This window comes from Paracoccus methylarcula (assembly GCF_003007735.2).
Lineage (GTDB): Bacteria > Pseudomonadota > Alphaproteobacteria > Rhodobacterales > Rhodobacteraceae > Paracoccus > Paracoccus methylarcula.
In genome coordinates this window covers 62,055-77,325 of record NZ_PXNQ02000005.1, presented here as the reverse complement: position 1 = coordinate 77,325, position 15,271 = coordinate 62,055, and the positions used below count along the sequence as shown (strand labels likewise).

General features: G+C 60.4%; 17 protein-coding genes and 1 pseudogene. 9 read left to right on the top strand and 9 right to left on the bottom strand.

Features of this window, described 5'->3' with window-relative positions; translation table 11 throughout:
• The first annotated feature begins 144 nt into the window (after nt 1-144).
• Both A7A09_RS09300 and A7A09_RS09295 read left to right on the top strand, forming a co-directional pair.
• Nucleotides 145-1,110 (top strand): porin, encoded by a 966-nt coding sequence (locus tag A7A09_RS09300; RefSeq protein ID WP_106691146.1) that lies wholly within the window; start codon nt 145-147, stop codon nt 1,108-1,110.
• A gap of 69 nt (nt 1,111-1,179) precedes the next feature.
• Nucleotides 1,180-1,833, top strand: a complete 654-nt coding sequence (locus tag A7A09_RS09295; RefSeq protein WP_106691145.1) for a YggS family pyridoxal phosphate-dependent enzyme — start codon at nt 1,180-1,182, stop codon at nt 1,831-1,833.
• Here A7A09_RS09295 and A7A09_RS09290 read toward each other — a convergent pair.
• Nucleotides 1,824-2,354 carry a L,D-transpeptidase family protein gene (locus tag A7A09_RS09290; protein WP_106691144.1) on the bottom strand — a complete coding sequence of 177 codons (531 nt, stop codon included), beginning with the start codon at nt 2,352-2,354 and terminating at the stop codon, nt 1,824-1,826. The genes A7A09_RS09295 and A7A09_RS09290 overlap by 10 nt on opposite strands.
• The gene (ribA, locus tag A7A09_RS09285) at nt 2,351-3,409 is read right to left on the bottom strand and encodes a GTP cyclohydrolase II (RefSeq protein ID WP_106691143.1); all 1,059 of its coding nucleotides are present in this window, start codon (nt 3,407-3,409) and stop codon (nt 2,351-2,353) included. The genes A7A09_RS09290 and ribA overlap by 4 nt, the downstream gene beginning before the upstream one ends.
• Before the next feature lie 132 nt (nt 3,410-3,541).
• On the opposite strand from ribA, the pseudogene A7A09_RS09280 reads away from it, so the two are divergent.
• Nucleotides 3,542-4,227: pseudogene (locus A7A09_RS09280) on the top strand (response regulator transcription factor).
• A 49-nt stretch (nt 4,228-4,276) separates the two neighbouring features.
• Nucleotides 4,277-4,660: a PLDc N-terminal domain-containing protein gene (locus A7A09_RS21420; protein WP_245999248.1), complete on the top strand. Its 384-nt coding sequence runs from the start codon at nt 4,277-4,279 to the stop codon at nt 4,658-4,660.
• Nucleotides 4,661-4,665: 5 nt separating this feature from the next.
• On the opposite strand, the gene A7A09_RS09270 is transcribed toward A7A09_RS21420, so the two are convergent.
• Nucleotides 4,666-5,256: a Smr/MutS family protein gene (locus tag A7A09_RS09270; protein WP_106691140.1), complete on the bottom strand. Its 591-nt coding sequence runs from the start codon at nt 5,254-5,256 to the stop codon at nt 4,666-4,668.
• A 1-nt stretch (nt 5,257) separates the two neighbouring features.
• Nucleotides 5,258-5,914 carry a Tim44/TimA family putative adaptor protein gene (locus A7A09_RS09265; protein WP_106691139.1) on the bottom strand — a complete coding sequence of 219 codons (657 nt, stop codon included), beginning with the start codon at nt 5,912-5,914 and terminating at the stop codon, nt 5,258-5,260.
• 111 nt (nt 5,915-6,025) lie between these two features.
• On the opposite strand from A7A09_RS09265, the gene A7A09_RS09260 reads away from it, so the two are divergent.
• The 3 genes from A7A09_RS09260 to A7A09_RS09250 are packed head-to-tail and all read left to right on the top strand — an operon-like array spanning nt 6,026 to nt 7,782.
• Entirely contained in the window at nt 6,026-6,556 is a 531-nt protein-coding gene (locus A7A09_RS09260) for an FxsA family protein (RefSeq protein WP_106691138.1), read from the top strand.
• A 58-nt stretch (nt 6,557-6,614) separates the two neighbouring features.
• On the top strand, nt 6,615-7,151 hold the full coding sequence (gene secB / locus A7A09_RS09255; RefSeq protein WP_106691137.1) for a protein-export chaperone SecB: 537 nt from the start codon (nt 6,615-6,617) through the stop codon (nt 7,149-7,151).
• A gap of 13 nt (nt 7,152-7,164) precedes the next feature.
• Nucleotides 7,165-7,782, top strand: a complete 618-nt coding sequence (locus A7A09_RS09250) for an HD domain-containing protein (protein ID WP_106691136.1) — start codon at nt 7,165-7,167, stop codon at nt 7,780-7,782.
• Nucleotides 7,783-7,820: 38 nt separating this feature from the next.
• On the opposite strand, the gene A7A09_RS09245 is transcribed toward A7A09_RS09250, so the two are convergent.
• The 3 genes from A7A09_RS09245 to A7A09_RS09235 all read right to left on the bottom strand — a co-directional run bounded on the left by A7A09_RS09245 (nt 7,821) and on the right by A7A09_RS09235 (nt 9,677).
• Complete coding sequence (locus tag A7A09_RS09245) at nt 7,821-8,132, bottom strand: H-NS histone family protein (protein WP_106691135.1); 312 nt, start codon at nt 8,130-8,132, stop codon at nt 7,821-7,823.
• Nucleotides 8,133-8,208: 76 nt separating this feature from the next.
• The gene (locus A7A09_RS09240) at nt 8,209-8,763 is read right to left on the bottom strand and encodes an ActR/PrrA/RegA family redox response regulator transcription factor (RefSeq protein ID WP_106691134.1); all 555 of its coding nucleotides are present in this window, start codon (nt 8,761-8,763) and stop codon (nt 8,209-8,211) included.
• 62 nt (nt 8,764-8,825) lie between these two features.
• Entirely contained in the window at nt 8,826-9,677 is an 852-nt protein-coding gene (locus A7A09_RS09235; protein WP_366465742.1) for an SCO family protein, read from the bottom strand.
• On the opposite strand from A7A09_RS09235, the gene A7A09_RS09230 reads away from it, so the two are divergent.
• Entirely contained in the window at nt 9,604-10,857 is a 1,254-nt protein-coding gene (locus A7A09_RS09230) for an ActS/PrrB/RegB family redox-sensitive histidine kinase (protein ID WP_366465739.1), read from the top strand. The genes A7A09_RS09235 and A7A09_RS09230 overlap by 74 nt on opposite strands.
• A 544-nt stretch (nt 10,858-11,401) precedes the next feature.
• The gene (locus A7A09_RS09225; RefSeq protein WP_170167062.1) at nt 11,402-12,514 is read left to right on the top strand and encodes a PAS-domain containing protein; all 1,113 of its coding nucleotides are present in this window, start codon (nt 11,402-11,404) and stop codon (nt 12,512-12,514) included.
• Between the two features lie 90 nt (nt 12,515-12,604).
• Here the strand turns inward: A7A09_RS09225 and A7A09_RS21415 are convergent, their stop codons facing one another.
• Together A7A09_RS21415 and A7A09_RS21410 are read right to left on the bottom strand one after the other, a co-directional pair.
• Nucleotides 12,605-14,821, bottom strand: a complete 2,217-nt coding sequence (locus A7A09_RS21415; RefSeq protein WP_245999247.1) for a translocation/assembly module TamB domain-containing protein — start codon at nt 14,819-14,821, stop codon at nt 12,605-12,607.
• Nucleotides 14,797-15,267 carry a hypothetical protein gene (locus A7A09_RS21410; RefSeq protein WP_245999246.1) on the bottom strand — a complete coding sequence of 157 codons (471 nt, stop codon included), beginning with the start codon at nt 15,265-15,267 and terminating at the stop codon, nt 14,797-14,799. Before A7A09_RS21410 ends, A7A09_RS21415 begins: the two co-directional genes overlap by 25 nt.
• Between the last annotated feature and the right edge of the window lie 4 nt (nt 15,268-15,271).

The window sequence follows — 15,271 nt, the reverse complement described above, 5'->3', positions numbered from 1 at the left end:
AAGTGTGGCGCAAGTGCATCACAAAATCCGTTAATCAGTTACCGGAAACGGTGATTCCGTTGCATCGCGAATGTGAAAATAGGAAACACATTGCATACCCAAGGCGGTAATGCCGGTTTGGGCATCAGAGAGACAAGAGGGAACATGACCATGAAAAAGGCTCTTATCGCCTCCACCGCGCTGGTTCTGACCGCCGGCGTCGCCGCTGCCGACGTGACCATCTCGGGCTACGGCCGGACCGGTGTGATCTATTATGAAAACGACACGAATGAGAACGAGTCGCAGATCGTGTCGCGCCTGCGGATGAACCTCGACGCGTCGACTTCGACCGACCAAGGCGTTGAGTTCGGTGGCCGCTTCCGTCTGCAGTGGGATCAGGGAAGCAACACCCGCGGTGATCGTGCGTCGACCAACGCAGGTAAATTGTATGTCACTTCGAACGGCCTGACCGTCGAAGTTGGTAACGTCGATACCGCGTTCGACTCGAACGGCCTGCTCTACGCGACCGAGCTTGGTGCATTTGACCGTTCGGTTGGCTTCAGTGACCGCACAGGGTCGTTCTTCAGCTACAAGTCGGATGCCTATGCCGATGTCGACCGTGTTGGCGTTCGCGTCCTTTATGAAATCGACAACCTGACCGTTCAAGGGTCCTATGTTGACCCCGACCAGTCCGGTCTGAACGAGGTCGCTTTCGGCACCAAAGAAGAATATGGTCTGTCGGTTGACTACACTTGGAACGATCGCCTGGAACTGTCGGCTGCCTATGTCACCGATGGCGCAGGCATCGAAGACAATGACGTGTTCTTCGTCGGTGCCCGTTATGCGGTCATGGACAATGCTCGTATCGGTCTGAACTATGTCGATGCCAGCAACGACTCGGCTGCTGATGACGGCAACACCATCGCTCTGTACGGTGATTATGCTCTGGCCGACGGTCTGACTCAGATCGAAGCCTATATCGCCAACAACGATGCAGACTGGAACGAGACCGACAATGCTTTCGGCGTCGGCGTGAACTACGATCTGGGCGGCGCTCGTCTTGGTGCTTCGCTGCAGCGTGATTATAACGAGAACGTCACTGCCGACATGGGTGTTCGCTTCGACTTCTGATCGAAACAAACACCATTGTTACAAAGAGCGGGCCTTGCGCCCGCTCTTTTCTTTTTGTTTTGTCGCATCATGGAACTGGATGACATCAAGCGCCGCATTGCCGCGGCTGAGCAGGCGGCCGGGCGCGAACCCGGCTCGGTGACGCTGATCGCCGTCAGCAAGGTGCAGCCCGCCGAGCGGGTCGAGGCCGTGCTGAACGCGGGGCAGCGCATTTTCGGCGAGAATTACGTGCAGGAGGCGCAGGGCAAATGGCCCGGCTGGCGTGATCGTTTCAACGGTGTTTCGGTTCACATGATCGGCCCGTTGCAGTCGAACAAGGCGAAAGCCGCCGTGCAGCTTTTCGATGCCATCCATACGCTGGACCGTATCTCGCTGGCCCGCAAGCTGGCCGCGCAGATTGCCGAGCAGGGGAAAAGCCCGCAACTCTTCGTTCAGGTCAATACCGGGAACGAGCCGCAAAAGGCCGGGGTGCTGGCGGATGATCTGCCCGGATTCATGACGTCCTGCCGGGATCTGGGGCTATCGCCACGAGGGCTGATGTGCATTCCGCCGGAAGGCGAGGATCCGGTTCCGCATTTCCGCCTGCTGCGACGCCTGGCGGAAGAGAGCGGCCTTGATTTGCTGTCGATGGGGATGAGCGCGGATTTCGAGGCGGCAATTGCCGAGGGCGCGACGCATATCCGCGTCGGATCGGCCATTTTCGGCGCGCGGGATTACGGCTGAGGCATTCCCCGGCTGCAAGGAAGCGAGGCCGGCACGATCAGCCGCGTGCCGGGGATCGCGCGCTCGGCGATCCAGATGAGATGAGGGCGCGCAAAGGCGATACAGCCTTCGGTGCCGTAACGGGGGCGGCGCCATTGATGCAGGAAGATGGCGGATCCCCTTCCTGGAATTGCCTCGGGCCAGTTCCAGTCCGTGGTCAGGATCAGGTCGTACAAGGGATCGGGGCGGCGCAGGCGTTCATGGCTCGCTGCCAGCGGAGCGCGGATATGCCGATTATAGGCCGGGTGGCCGGGATCATCGCACCAGAGATCGCCGGGACCGATGGGACGCGCCCATGGCGCCGGGCAGGCGATCCGGTCCGGGCGATACCAAAGCCCCGTGATCTGATGCGTTCCGGCGGGGGTGGCGCTGTCGCCCTCGCGCTTGGTTGTCGTCAAACCCGTCTTGCCGATGCTGCATGGGAAAATGCGTCCGAGAAAGCGGAGCCCCGCAGGCGTCAGGACCAGATCCTTCGGGTTCACAGCAGATGCCCCGATTTTCGGGCCTTGGTGTCGAGATAACCGGTATTGAAGCGGTTACGTGGTGTGATCAGCGGCACCCGCTCGGTGACGCCGATCCCCTGACCTTCCAGCATCTCGACCTTGCGTGGATTGTTGGTCATCAGGCGCACGCTGCCGAAACCCAACCGCCGCAGCAATGCCGCGCCGATACGGAAATCGCGCTCGTCATCCTCGAAACCCAACCGATGATTGGCCTCGACCGTGTCGAAACCCTGGTTCTGCAGGTCATAGGCGCGCATCTTGTTGGCGAGACCGATCCCCCGTCCCTCCTGGTTGAGATAAAGCAGCACACCGGCCCCGGCCTGCCCCATTGCCATCAGCGCCGATTGAAGTTGCGGACCGCAATCGCATTTCAGGCTGCCGAGCACATCGCCGGTGAAGCAGGCCGAATGCAGCCGGGTCAGAACGGGCGCGTCACGGGGCGGATCGCCGATCTCGATGGCATAATGCTCGGTGCCGCCGTCATCGGGCCGGAATATATGGAGGCGCGAATGCTCCGCCGCCATGAGCGGCAACCGGGCGGCGGCAACCGGCGCCATCGCGGCCTCTCCGGCCAGTTGCGCGAGCACCGGCCCCGCCGCCAGAACGGTCAGGCCGGGCTGTGCCTTTGCGGGAACCATCAGCATCGCGGGCAGAAGCTGTGCGGATTTGGCCAATGCGAGCGCGGCCTGATGGGGCTGGACCTCTCCGCCGCGCTGCGTGAGCAGGGGACCCTTCATCGGGGTCATTAGGTCGCCCGCAGGATCGGCCAGTGCCCTGAGCCAGTGCAGATCGCCGTCTTGCGGCACCAGAACCCGCGCGAGACCGTCGTCATAGACGCGGGCCTTCAGGGTTTCGGCCCGGCGGCCGGTCAATGCCAGAACGGCCTGACCCAGGGCGCGCATATCAGCAAGCCGCTCTGCCGACAGCGTTTCGACGGCCGCGACAAGGTAGCCGCCAATCACGACCGGCAGCCCCATGCGCAGATCTGCGCGGGCGCGGGAGATGGTCTCGGCAAGGGTCGGTATCAGGCTCATGGCGGGTCATTTTTGAAACATTTTGAAACATAATGCCTTATTCCGACAACTCCATGTGAGAATTCTGACATGAAGCTGGACGGAGCGCAGGCTTGTCCCCACTCCTTTGCGCAATGACGCAAAGGAGGCAACATGCCTGGACTGAAAAAAATCCTGCTGGTCGATGACGAAGACGATCTTCGCGAAGCATTGGCCGAGCAACTGGCGGCCACCGATGACTTCGAAGTGATCGAGGCCGGAACCGGCGCCGAGGCGGTCGAAGCGACGAAGAACGCGATCTATGACCTGGTGATTCTCGATGTCGGGCTACCCGATACCGATGGCCGCGAATTGTGCAAGAAGCTGCGCAAGCTGAATGTCAAATGCCCGGTCGTCATGCTGACCGGCCATGACACGGATGCCGATACGATCCTGGGGCTGGATGCGGGGGCCAATGATTACGTGACCAAGCCCTTCAAGTTCCCGGTCCTGCTGGCTCGGCTGCGTGCCCAGCTTCGCACCCACGAACAATCCGAGGATGCGATCTTCCAGCTCGGGCCCTATACGTTCAAGCCGGCGATGAAGATGCTGATCGATCAGAAGGACCGCAAGATCCGGCTGACCGAGAAGGAAACCAATATCCTCAAGTTCCTTTACCGCGCACAGGACGGCGTCGTGCCGCGCGATATCCTGCTGCACGAGGTCTGGGGATATAATGCCGGCGTGACGACCCACACGCTGGAAACCCATATCTATCGCCTGCGCCAGAAGATCGAGCCCGATCCTTCGAATGCCCGGCTATTGGTGACCGAATCCGGAGCTATCGCCTGATCGCCTGATCCGAAGACGGATACCCGCGCGTGATGGCAAGGTTTCACCAATGACGGGATGGTTGGAACCGAATGGGCGATGCCGCGTTTTGCTGTCGAAGCCCAGTGGTCGGTGGATGCGGCCACATCTCCCTGTCTCTCTGATGCCCCGGTGCTCACGCGCCGGGGTTTCGCTTTTCGGGCCGAAACTTCATGGGCCAGTGACAGGAACCCGATGGGCGGGCCGGGTGTTTCCCTGTCAGGCCAAACGGGAGTCTTGGAAATGGACTATGTGTTCGGGATTATCATCTTCGTGCTGGATGTCTGGGCGATTGCACAGGTTATCAATACGGATGAACCGATGAACAAGAAGATCCTGTGGATCGCCATCATCGCGATACTGCCGATTCTGGGGCTGATCATCTGGTATTTCATGGGGCCAAGATCGAATGTCTCACTCTGAGGCGATCATTTCCGCAGATAGACGTAATAGGCACCCTCGCCGCCATGCCGGTAATGCGCGGCGGTGACTTGCTGAACGACGCTGCCCAGGGGTGCGCCGTGCAGCCAGTGCGGCACCTGATGCCGAAGAGCTCCGGGCCGCGTGGGCAGGGGGCCGTGATCGCCGCGGCCCTTGCCGGTTATGACAAGAACCAGCCGCAATCCATTCGCGTGGCATGACAGGATGAAGCGGACCAGTTCCGGTTGAGCCGCCGCCAGGGTCATCCCATGCAAATCGAGACGGGCTTCCGGGCGCAGCTTGCCCTGTGCCATGCGCTTGTAGACCTTGTGGTCCATACGCAGCGACGATTCCGCCAGGTTCTCAGCCGGGTTGGGCGCCTTGCTATGCATGGCCTTGGGAGGAGGAGGGGCGGATTGTCCGATGCGGAAATGCGGCGCCACGGCCGGTTTCGCCCTGGTGCCGGGATCCGGCTTGGCCAACGGCTCCGGCTGGGGAGGGGAGGCTTTTCCGAGAGGATGCAGGGCTTGGGCAGAGCGGGTGACGCGGGACCATAACTCCCGCTCCTCGGGCGTCAGCCCCCTGCGTCGGCGTGCCATGTCACCCGGTCGCGACAAGCTGCCAGTTCGGGTCGTCCTGCCCCATGCGGCGGCTGAAGGTCCAGACGTCCCGCTGCTTGCGCGAAGCCTTGGGATCGCCCTCGACGACATTCCCGCCGGCATCCCGGGTCGCGACGATCAGTTCTGCCACGAATTGCACCGAGATCTCGGCCGTTGCTGTCGGCCTGTCGAATTCGGCGGTTGAAATGGCCGTTTCACGCGTTCCCAGATATTGCGCTTCGACCGTCTGGCCTTGAGCATTGCGGGAGTCGATAACCGATTGGAACGCGCTCGCCACCTCGTCGGCGAGAAACGGGCGTATGTCGGAAATATCGCCGCGCTCGAATGCGAGCAGGATCATCTCATGCGCGGATTTTGCACCGGTCAGGAAATCTCCGACAACGAAGGAAGGCTCTGCACGCTTCATCGCGGCGAGGGCATCGGCATTGGGGCTGTCAGGCTCGACATGATCGTTTATATCGTGATCGATCTCGCTCGCGCTGCCATCGATCACCTCGAAGGTCCGGCGATCCGTCCGGGGAGGTTCCGGCTTGGTCTGCTCAAACCCGTCGCGCGTGCCCAGCACGTTGCGCAGCCGCAAAATCAGGAAAATCGCGATCGCGGCCAGAACAAGCAACTGGATCATCGGATTTGACATTCAGGGAACCTCAATTCTGTGCGCATCGGTTTGTATCTTCGGACTCCTTCATTATGTAGGGACTAGGCCGGGGCAAGTCCAGTTGCCGCCTCGGCAGGAAAGGGAATTCATATGTGGCTATTCGGGCTTTTCCTTGCTGTTCCGATCATCGAGATCGCGCTGTTCATACAGGTCGGCGGCCTGATCGGCCTATGGCCGACCCTGGGGATCGTCGTGCTGACCGCCGTGGCGGGCAGCACGCTCATGCGCAGTCAGGGGGCCCAGGCCTGGAACGAGGTGAACCGAAGCTTCGCGGAACTGCGTGACCCCACCCGCCCGTTGGCGCATGGGGTCATGATCGTTATCGCGGGCATGCTGCTGCTGACGCCGGGATTTTTCACCGACACGGTCGGCTTGCTGCTGTTGATCCCGGGCATACGCGAACTGGTCATGCGCAAGCTCGCCAGCCGCATTCATGTCGCGCATGTGAACTCCATGGATGGAAGAAAACACCGGGAACCGCATCGCCCGCCTTATGGCGACGGCGTAATAGATGGCGATTACGTGGTCGAGGACGAGCCGAGGCAGAACATGCCCGCGCCACCGGACATTTCGCCTGCGAATGATAAAAAGCGCGGCAGTTCGGGTTGGACACAGCATTGAGGCCGAACAATCCGCCTGCTAGAAGCGCGGCTGAGTCCGAATAGAGAGGTTTACGAATATGGCCGATGAAAGCCAGTCGAATGGCTCCGCCCAAGCGGGACAAGCCCAACAGCCACAGGTGCGGATGCAGGTCCTGGCGCAATATATCCGCGATCTGTCTTTCGAGAATGCGGTGGCCCAGAAAGGTGCGCCGACCGGGGATGTACAGCCCGAGATAAGCGTGCAGGTCAGCCTGGATGCCCGCAAGCGCGGGACCGAGCATCAATATGAAGTGATCTCGAAATTCCGCGTGACCTCGAAGAACAAGGGCGACGGACAAACCCTGTTTCTCGCCGAACTGGATTACGGCGGCGTGTTCCATATCGAAGGCGTTCCCGAAGAGCAGCTGCATCCCTTCCTGATGATCGAATGCCCGCGAATGCTGTTTCCCTTCGTGCGCCGCATCATCTCGGATCTGACCCGCGACGGCGGTTTCCCCCCGTTCAATATGGAGCCGGTGGATTTCGTCGCACTGTATCGCCAGGAATTGGCGCGACGGGCGGAGCAGCAGAAGACCGAACAGCAGGCCGTTGCGGACGGCTCGAAATCGTCCTGACGGGCGAAGGGCGATGCCTGCCAAGCAACGGCGCGCCTGGCAGCGGATGCTGTCCGGGCGCCGCCTTGATCTTCTCGATCCAACACCGGTCGATATCGAGATCGAAGATATCGCGCATGGTCTCGCCTTTGTTGCGCGGTGGAATGGCCAGACGCGCGGTGACTGGCCTTATTCAGTGGCCGAGCATTCGCTACTGGTCGAGCATATCTTCCATCGCCTTAATCCCGAAACCGAACCGGTATGGCGGCTGGCTGCCCTGCTGCATGACGCACCGGAATATGTCATCGGGGACATGATTTCACCGGTCAAGGCGGCATTGGGTCAGGAATACGGCGCCATGGACGAGAGACTGACAATAGCGATCCATCGCCGTTTCGGATTGCCGACCGAAATACCGGTCTCGATCAAGAAACGTATAAAATCGGCGGACCGCATATCCGCACGACTCGAGGCAGTTCAAATCGCCGGTTTCACACCGGGGGAGGCGAAACGGCTGTTTCCGATATCGAACGAGCGAGTTCTAAGCGATCTGGAAATAAAAATACGTCCGCCAGCAGCGGTGCGCGCAGAATTCGCATCCAGTGTTTCCCAGCTTCTTCATGATATTGATCGCGCGAAGCCAGTAAAATAAAAAGCGGTTGCGATGGATGCCGCAACCGCTTTTCTTGATCAAATCAGCAGATCGTCCAGGGATTTGCCTTGTTCCAGCGCCTCCAGAACCCAACGGGGTTTGCGGCCACGCCCGGTCCAGGTCAATGTCGGATCGTCCGGATTGACATATTTCGGGGCTACAGTCCCCGCACGCTTAGGTTTGCTGCCCGTCAACTCGGCCAGGTTGAAGCCATGCTCTCGCGCTGCATTCTCGACAGCCGTCAGGGCTTCACGCCGTTTGCGATCCTCATAGGAATTGATGGCCCGCTCCAATTTCGCTTGCAGGTCGCGCAATTCCTTCAACGACAGTTTATCGAACTCGATATCCATTTTTGTTGTTTCCACACAAATAATCCTCACAGTTTATGCACTATACGATTGAGGTTCTCAAAATCCATTCAATTTATTATCTGGGCCCTCGCTTGGCAAGAATTCGCTGCAATGTCCTTCGATGCATATGAAGTCGGCGCGCAGTTTCACTGACATTCCGATCACATTGCTCGAAAACGCGCTGGATATGTTCCCAACGAATTCTGTCGGCGGACATCGGGTTATTGGGCGGAGGAGGTAGTGCTTCCTTGGTCGAAAGCAATGCAGACGTCACGTCATTTGCGTCCGCGGGTTTCGCAAGGTAATCGGTTGCGCCCATCTTCACGGCGGCAACTGCAGTGGCGATGGCGCCATAACCTGTCAGAACGATGATCCGTGCATCCGGACGGCGTTCGCGCAGATGATCGACGATATCCAATCCGTGGCCATCTTCGAGCCTGAGATCGACCACGGCATAGGCAGGTGGCGCCTCGGCAATCATCTGTTCGGCTTCGGCTACGCTCAGGGCGGTTCGCGGCTTGAAACCGCGCTTCTCCATCGCGCGGCCAAGCCGATTCACGAAAATGGCGTCGTCATCAACCAATAGGAGAGAAGGGTCCGGTCCGATCTTGTCCGAGTTGTTATCCGACATGCGCTGCCTTTGATCGAAGCGAATGGACCCAATCGAGTTGGGCCTCAATCTAGAGACATCATTTATGTCGCGGCGTCAATAAAGCAAGCTGCGCGATCGGCCAGGGTCTCGGGGGATTCGTTGCGCGCAAAGAATTCGACTGTCTCGTTACCCGGCATGACGAGATAGGTGTTCGTCATATGGTCGACCAGGTAATATTCGTCGTCTTCCTCATCGTTCAGTTTGTAGTAATTGCGCCAGCCCTTGTTGACTGCGGCGATCTCTTCCTCGGAACCGGTCAGGCCGATCATGTCGTCCGAAAAGGCATCGGTGAAATCGGCCAATACCTCGGGCGTGTCACGGCGGGGATCGACCGTAATGAACACGGTTTGCAATTCCATGCCGCGATCTTTGAGAATCTCTGCGGTTTCCGCATTACGGGCACTGTCGAGAGGACAGACATCGGGACAGAAGGTATAACCGAAATAAAGCAGTGAGGGTTTCGAGAAAACCTCCTGATCGGTGACACGGTTGCCATCCTGATCGGTAAGCGTGAACGAGGTGCCGAAACTGTCCATGCCACCCGCAACGGTGCTGTTGCTGCATTGCGCGTAAAGATCGCCATTCTTTCCAAGGGTCAGATAGCTGCGCCCGCAACCAGAACGACAATTGCGATGGCGGTTCCCGTCAAAAGGACCTTGCGGTCTACCATTTATCAGCTCCGATCCAGATTGATGCACACATTGATTGCTTATCCGTCGAACAGTATCAAGGAGCGCATTGTCGCACCGGAAAACCTTCATGTCGCAAACCGAGCCAATAAGCATCGCGGAAAAAATTCCCCAGGTCGAGCCGATCCGAATGCGCACATTGGCATTGCTGCGCTGGTTCGCGATCGCGGGCCAATTGACCGCGGTGATCACCGCGTCGAGCATGGGAATGGAGTTTCCCGTGTTCCCGGCATTGCTGCTGATCGCGGTGGCAGGGGGCATGAATCTCTGGCTTTTCCTGCAGGCTCCGGCGCGAAACTCTCCGGATAGCGTGGTATTCCAGCTGCTTTTCGACGTGGCGCAGATCTCGGCATTGCTGGGATTGACCGGCGGCATGGCGAACCCTTTTGCGCTTCTCGTGCTTGCCCCGGTCACGATCGCCGCAACGGCGCTGAACGCCCGGCATACTTTCGCACTGGGCATCGCGACCGTCGCGCTGATCACTTTATCGGCATTGCTGGCCATTCCGGTGCTTTATCCGGATGGAAGCGCCATAGAGCCCGATCCCCTGCTGAATATCGGGCACTGGCTTGCCCTGGTCATCGGGGTATTCTTCTTTTCCGGCTATGCCCATCGTGTCACGGTCGAGCTGTCGGCAACTTCGAATGCCCTGTTTGCCACGCAGATGGCATTGGCGAGAGAGCAGCGCCTGCAGCATCTGGGCGGCGTGGTTGCAGCCGCCGCGCATGAGATGGGCACCCCCCTGGCGACCATCAAGCTCATCACCTCGGAGTTGATCGACGAACTCGACGATCGTCCCGAGCTTGCCGAGGACCTGGCGAGTTTGCGCGACTCCGCCGATCGATGCGCGCATATCCTGCGTAGCATGGGACGTGCGGGAAAGGATGACCTGCTGCTGCATTCCGCGCCGCTCGTCACGATATTGGAGGATGCGGCTGGCCCGCATGCCGATCGGGGCCCCGTGCTGGACATTCACGCCACGGATATCAATATTCGACGGGATCCGGCCATCATTCACGCGCTGCGCAACCTGATTCAGAACGCGGTCGATTTTGCGAACAAGCACGTGGTGATCGAAGCGACACATGACGATCACGCGCTTTCCGTCCGTATCCGGGACGATGGTCCGGGATATTCACCCGGTCTGCTCGCCCGGATCGGCGATCCCTTTCTGACCAGCCGCCGAGCCGGAGCGCAGAGGGAGGGCTATGAAGGGATGGGGCTGGGCCTGTTCATCGCCAAGACATTGCTGGAACGATCAGGTGCGCATCTGAATTTCTCGAATGGCGGGCCGGGAGCCGTCGTCGATGTCGAATGGCCGCTCGACCGGCTGCGCGTCGATGACCGGGCCGCGCTCGGGGAAAATCCGCACCAGCAAAGCTGACCCTTGATTCTTTACCTTCTTTCAACATAATTCATCTTATGGTTGAGTTGTGTTGTTGAAGGAAGTCTCCGTGGATACCTATAGCATCTGGATGGCCGAACTGGCTCTGGTGATCGGGACTCTATCGGTCATATTCGCCGTCGCGTTGATCCGGCTTTGGGATGGCAGGCGCCGCTCTCGCTTCGAGAAGCATGGGAACCTTCATGGAAACGAGTATCCACCAGTCATATTTCTTTTCAAAAACAAAGAACTGATTGATGCAACGCCGTCAGCACGGGGCCTGCTAAGCCATCGATGCGTCCAGGGCGGCGAATGGCATGACCTGCAACGCTGGATCGAGCCCCGTTTCCCGGCGGCAATCGAGAGATTGGCACATCCGGTGTGGCCGGGCCGGATCGAACTGATCGGAAGCAACAGGCCTGACGGTGCAGATATTCGCCTTCTGATTGAATGGTTGGAGCGGGATCTGACCCGAATCACATTGTCAAATATAGGCCGGAATGGACCGGCTCCCCGGCTCGACGCATTGTCACATGAGGCGATGATGGAAGAGCTGGGCCTGTTGCGCGATGTGCTTGACCATACGCCGACGATGATCTGGCGGCAGGATGCCCGAGATCGTGTCACCTGGGCTAACGCGGCTTATCTGGGACGTGCGGAAGAAATGGCCGGTTCCCATGTCTGGCCGCTGCCGTCCCTGTTGAATCTGCCGAAAACGGTTTCGGAAACCGAGACGGGGTTTTGCCGTGCAAAGCTGGAGATCGATGGCCGGATCCTCTGGTTCGATTGCTACAGCCATGAATACGGGGACGAGCGGATATTTTTCGCCCTGCCTGCGGATGCCGCCGTGCGGGCGGAGCGGATCCTGCGCGAATTTGTCCAGACGCTGACCAAGACTTTCGCGGCGCTCCATGCCGGACTGGCGATCTTTGATCATCAAAGAAATCTGCAACTGTTCAATCCGGCACTGGTCGAGTTGACCGGCTTGCCCGTCGAGATGCTGGCCGCACGCCCCGGACTGACCGATTTCCTGGATCAGTTGCGGGAACGGCGCATGATGCCAGAGCCCAGGGATTACCGCAGTTGGCGAAAGCGGATCAGCAATCTCGAAGCGGCTGCCGCAAATGGCCATCACGTCGAGGAATGGTCACTTCCCGGCGGACAGACCTATCGGGTCACCGGCTGTCCCCATCCCGACGGGGCCATTGCCTTTCTGTTCGAAGACATCTCCACGGAAATTTCGACGACACGGGAATTCCGGGGGGAGCTGATGCTGGGCAGGACCGTTCTGGACGGGCTGGATGACGCTCTGGCCGTGTTCGATCCGGGCGGCAAGCTGGTGCTGTCCAATCGGACATATCGCGATCTCTGGGGGGACGAGGCGGAAACGGTGCGCGAGGCCATCGAAGGCTGGAAGTCCCGGATCAAGATCGAGCCGGGATTTGACGCCCTGTGCGAATCCCTGCTGATTCCGGATGATACGAATCCGCGCAACAACGGCGCCATCTCCGGACCGGGGGGGCAACTGATCGGCTGGAGCGTTGTGCAAATCGGCGGTGGGCAGAAGATGCTGCGCTTCCGAGTGAACGAGGTGGCCCGAACGGTATCGATGGAACCCGCGGATGATCCGCTTCCCGAGGCGATCGGCGTCTATTGACGCCACCCGTCCGAGGCGGTTCGCCAGAGGTAATTACCGCTCATGGCGTTTCCGGACGCGGGACGGACGTCCGCTCTCTCCGGAAACGCGTTAGTAATCGCGCTCGAAATAGACACCGATGGTGCTTTCACCATCGCTGGCGACCGAGCCGCGCGCGCGCAGCGTGTCCGAGATGTCCAGGTTCAGGTTCAGGGTGCTCTTGCCGCCATCATCGACCGAGACATCGGTATAGAGATTGTCGGTCAGGTATTTACCGGCCCGGACCTGGACATTGCCTTCGTCATCCGTCGCCAGGTCCAGATCGTCGAGTCCGACCTGGTTGCGCAGGCGTCCGACGATACCGTCACCGGCCCGGCCCGCCAGAACGGCGATTGCATTCGCAAGCTGGGCGGCCTGAAGTGGGCTGATATTGTCCAGCCCGCGCCCGAACAAGAGCTGTGACAGAACCTCTTCCTCGGGCATCTCGGGGGAGGATAGGAAGGTGATGTCGGGGTCGCGCGCCTCGCCGTCTATGATGATCCGGGTGGTCACCCCGTCCTGCGTGGTCTCCGCGACCAGCCGTATCACCGGCACCAGGCTGCCCTGCATCTCGACCAGCCCCTCGGTCAGCGTGAAGCGTTTGCCGAGCAGGTCGACCCGGCCGCGGATCAGTTCCAGATGGCCGATGGGAATGACATTCCGCGTCGTGCCCGTGACGCGCAGATCTCCGCCCATCTCGGCATCGACGCCGCGGCCGCGGATGAATATCTGGTTCGGCGCACTGATGAACAGGTCCAGCTTCGGAGGATTGGCCGGAGGAGTAGCTGGCGGCCCTCCCAACCCGGCCTCTCGCGATGCGGGGCTGCCGAATGGCTCAAGCCCCGCTTTCGCTCGCGTCGAACGGGGTGGGCGCTTGTCGCCGATATGCTTGATATCCGGGATCGACTTGGCCCCGCCCAGCCCGGTCGAAGGTATGCGGATCTCGGTCCGGCCCACATCGATCCGGCCCGAGATCAACGGGCCGTCAGCATTGCGGCCAGCCATACGGACATTGCCCGAGAGCGTGATCTCGTAGAGGTTGGGATCGCGCGCGACGACATTGTCCAGCGTCACGCCGATATCCAGCGTCCCGGCGCGCAGATCGACCGGGCCGCTCACCGCGATCCGTCCGCCCGCGGCGACGTTACCGGCGCCATCGACCTGGATCCGCCCGTTCTGCAGATCGGCGGTCACGTCCAGCCCTTCGATCCGAAGCCCAAGGCCGGGCTCTGCGACATCCCCGTTCTGCAGATGCACCCGCCCGCTGACCGCTTCCAGCGAGGGCGGCCCATTCACTTGCAGGTCAAGCGTAATTGGTCCTTCGATGCTGCGCGTCCGAATGGCGCTGTTCGCGATCGAGGCATTGGTGCTGCCGGTGATGCCGATATCGGTGGTGGAAAAATCCCGCGCGGCCGAGCCTGCGATCCGCATCTGCGTGTTTCCCGGAGCGGTAACGCCCAGATCGACCACGAAGTTCTGGGCGGTCTCGCGCACCGTGCCCCGCATTTCGACCGGACCGGGAAAGCCCGGCTGGATCAGCGCCAGGTCGTTCAGCCTTGCGTCGATATTCAGCGCCTCGGCTGGATTGCCGGTCGCACCGATCCGAAGCTGCGGATTGGCGACATCCAGACGCTGCAATGAAATTCCGGATTCCGATTGCGTGGCGGCAAGGTCAAAGCTGGTCTGCCCGCGCAAGACCGGATCGATCTTCTCCTGCCCGATCGACAGGTTGTTCGCGCGGCCGGTTGCCGAGATCCGGCGCACCCCGCCCTCTTCGACCAGTTGCGCTTCGGCATCCACCGAGCCGCTGATACCGTTCCCCAGGAAACTCAGATCGCCCGCGTTCAACGCGGCGGCAATATCCGTCACGCCCTTTCCAAGCTTGCCCGAGGCGCTGGCATTCAGCCGTGGGTTCTCGACCTGCGCCTGGCCGATCTCGAAGATCCCGTCACGCTCGGTCCCGGTGATCTTGAGTCGCGTCTCACCGGCCAGCGCGTTATCCACCTGCGCCTGCCCAAAGGCGAGATCGCGGCCAATCCCGTTGACCTCGACCTGCCGGGCGCCGTCATCCGTATCGCGCAGGCTGGCATCGGCGCTCAACGAGCCATGCCATCCGGCAAGTAGCGGTGTCAGCGACGAAATATCGAGCCTGGCGGAAAGATCCGTGACGCCCTCTCCGTAAACGCCGGTCGCGGTGGCATCGATCTGGTCATTCGTCAGCTGCACGTCACGCAGGGTGATGACGCCGGATTTTTCCTCGGCTTTCACGCGCAGATCGGTCGCGCCCATCGATGCCGTGTCCGTCCCTTGCTGGCCGAAGCCAGATTATCGCTCTTGCCGGTCAGATCGATGAAACGGGTGCCGTCGGCTTCGGTCAACTCGGCCGTGGCGTTTAGATTGCCGGACCAGCCGGGCTGGATCACCGACAGGTCAGGGATCGAGAAATTGGCCGTCGCATCCAACGCGTTCCGGATGAAATCCCCTTCGGCCTCTGCCTTGAGCTGCGGATTGGCGAGCTGGAAATTCTTGATCACATAGCCATTCTCGACCTCGCCCGCCAGAAGCGTCAGGTTGGTGCGCCCCTGCAAGGCGCGGTCAAGCGCGTCGATGCCGATTCTCAGGTCCTCTGCATCGCCGCTTAGCGAAAGCTGGCGCTCGCCCTCGGCCCCGTTCAGCTTGGCCTCGGCCAGCAGCGAACCCGCATAGTCAGACCCGATATCGGCAAGCGAGGGCATCGAG

Coding starts and splice junctions, on each gene's coding strand:
- A7A09_RS09300 (WP_106691146.1), top strand. CDS start 145: ATGACCATGAAAAAGGCTCTTATCGCCTCCACCGCGCTGGTTCTGACC.
- A7A09_RS09295 (WP_106691145.1), top strand. CDS start 1,180: ATGGAACTGGATGACATCAAGCGCCGCATTGCCGCGGCTGAGCAGGCG.
- ribA (WP_106691143.1), bottom strand. CDS start 3,409: ATGAGCCTGATACCGACCCTTGCCGAGACCATCTCCCGCGCCCGCGCA.
- A7A09_RS21420 (WP_245999248.1), top strand. CDS start 4,277: ATGGTTGGAACCGAATGGGCGATGCCGCGTTTTGCTGTCGAAGCCCAG.
- A7A09_RS09270 (WP_106691140.1), bottom strand. CDS start 5,256: ATGGCACGCCGACGCAGGGGGCTGACGCCCGAGGAGCGGGAGTTATGG.
- A7A09_RS09265 (WP_106691139.1), bottom strand. CDS start 5,914: ATGTCAAATCCGATGATCCAGTTGCTTGTTCTGGCCGCGATCGCGATT.
- A7A09_RS09260 (WP_106691138.1), top strand. CDS start 6,026: ATGTGGCTATTCGGGCTTTTCCTTGCTGTTCCGATCATCGAGATCGCG.
- secB (WP_106691137.1), top strand. CDS start 6,615: ATGGCCGATGAAAGCCAGTCGAATGGCTCCGCCCAAGCGGGACAAGCC.
- A7A09_RS09250 (WP_106691136.1), top strand. CDS start 7,165: ATGCCTGCCAAGCAACGGCGCGCCTGGCAGCGGATGCTGTCCGGGCGC.
- A7A09_RS09245 (WP_106691135.1), bottom strand. CDS start 8,132: ATGGATATCGAGTTCGATAAACTGTCGTTGAAGGAATTGCGCGACCTG.
- A7A09_RS09240 (WP_106691134.1), bottom strand. CDS start 8,763: ATGTCGGATAACAACTCGGACAAGATCGGACCGGACCCTTCTCTCCTA.
- A7A09_RS09230 (WP_366465739.1), top strand. CDS start 9,604: ATGCGCACATTGGCATTGCTGCGCTGGTTCGCGATCGCGGGCCAATTG.
- A7A09_RS09235 (WP_366465742.1), bottom strand. CDS start 9,677: ATGCTCGACGCGGTGATCACCGCGGTCAATTGGCCCGCGATCGCGAAC.
- A7A09_RS09225 (WP_170167062.1), top strand. CDS start 11,402: ATGGAAGAGCTGGGCCTGTTGCGCGATGTGCTTGACCATACGCCGACG.
- A7A09_RS21415 (WP_245999247.1), bottom strand. CDS start 14,821: ATGGGCGCGACCGATCTGCGCGTGAAAGCCGAGGAAAAATCCGGCGTC.
- A7A09_RS21410 (WP_245999246.1), bottom strand. CDS start 15,267: ATGCCCTCGCTTGCCGATATCGGGTCTGACTATGCGGGTTCGCTGCTG.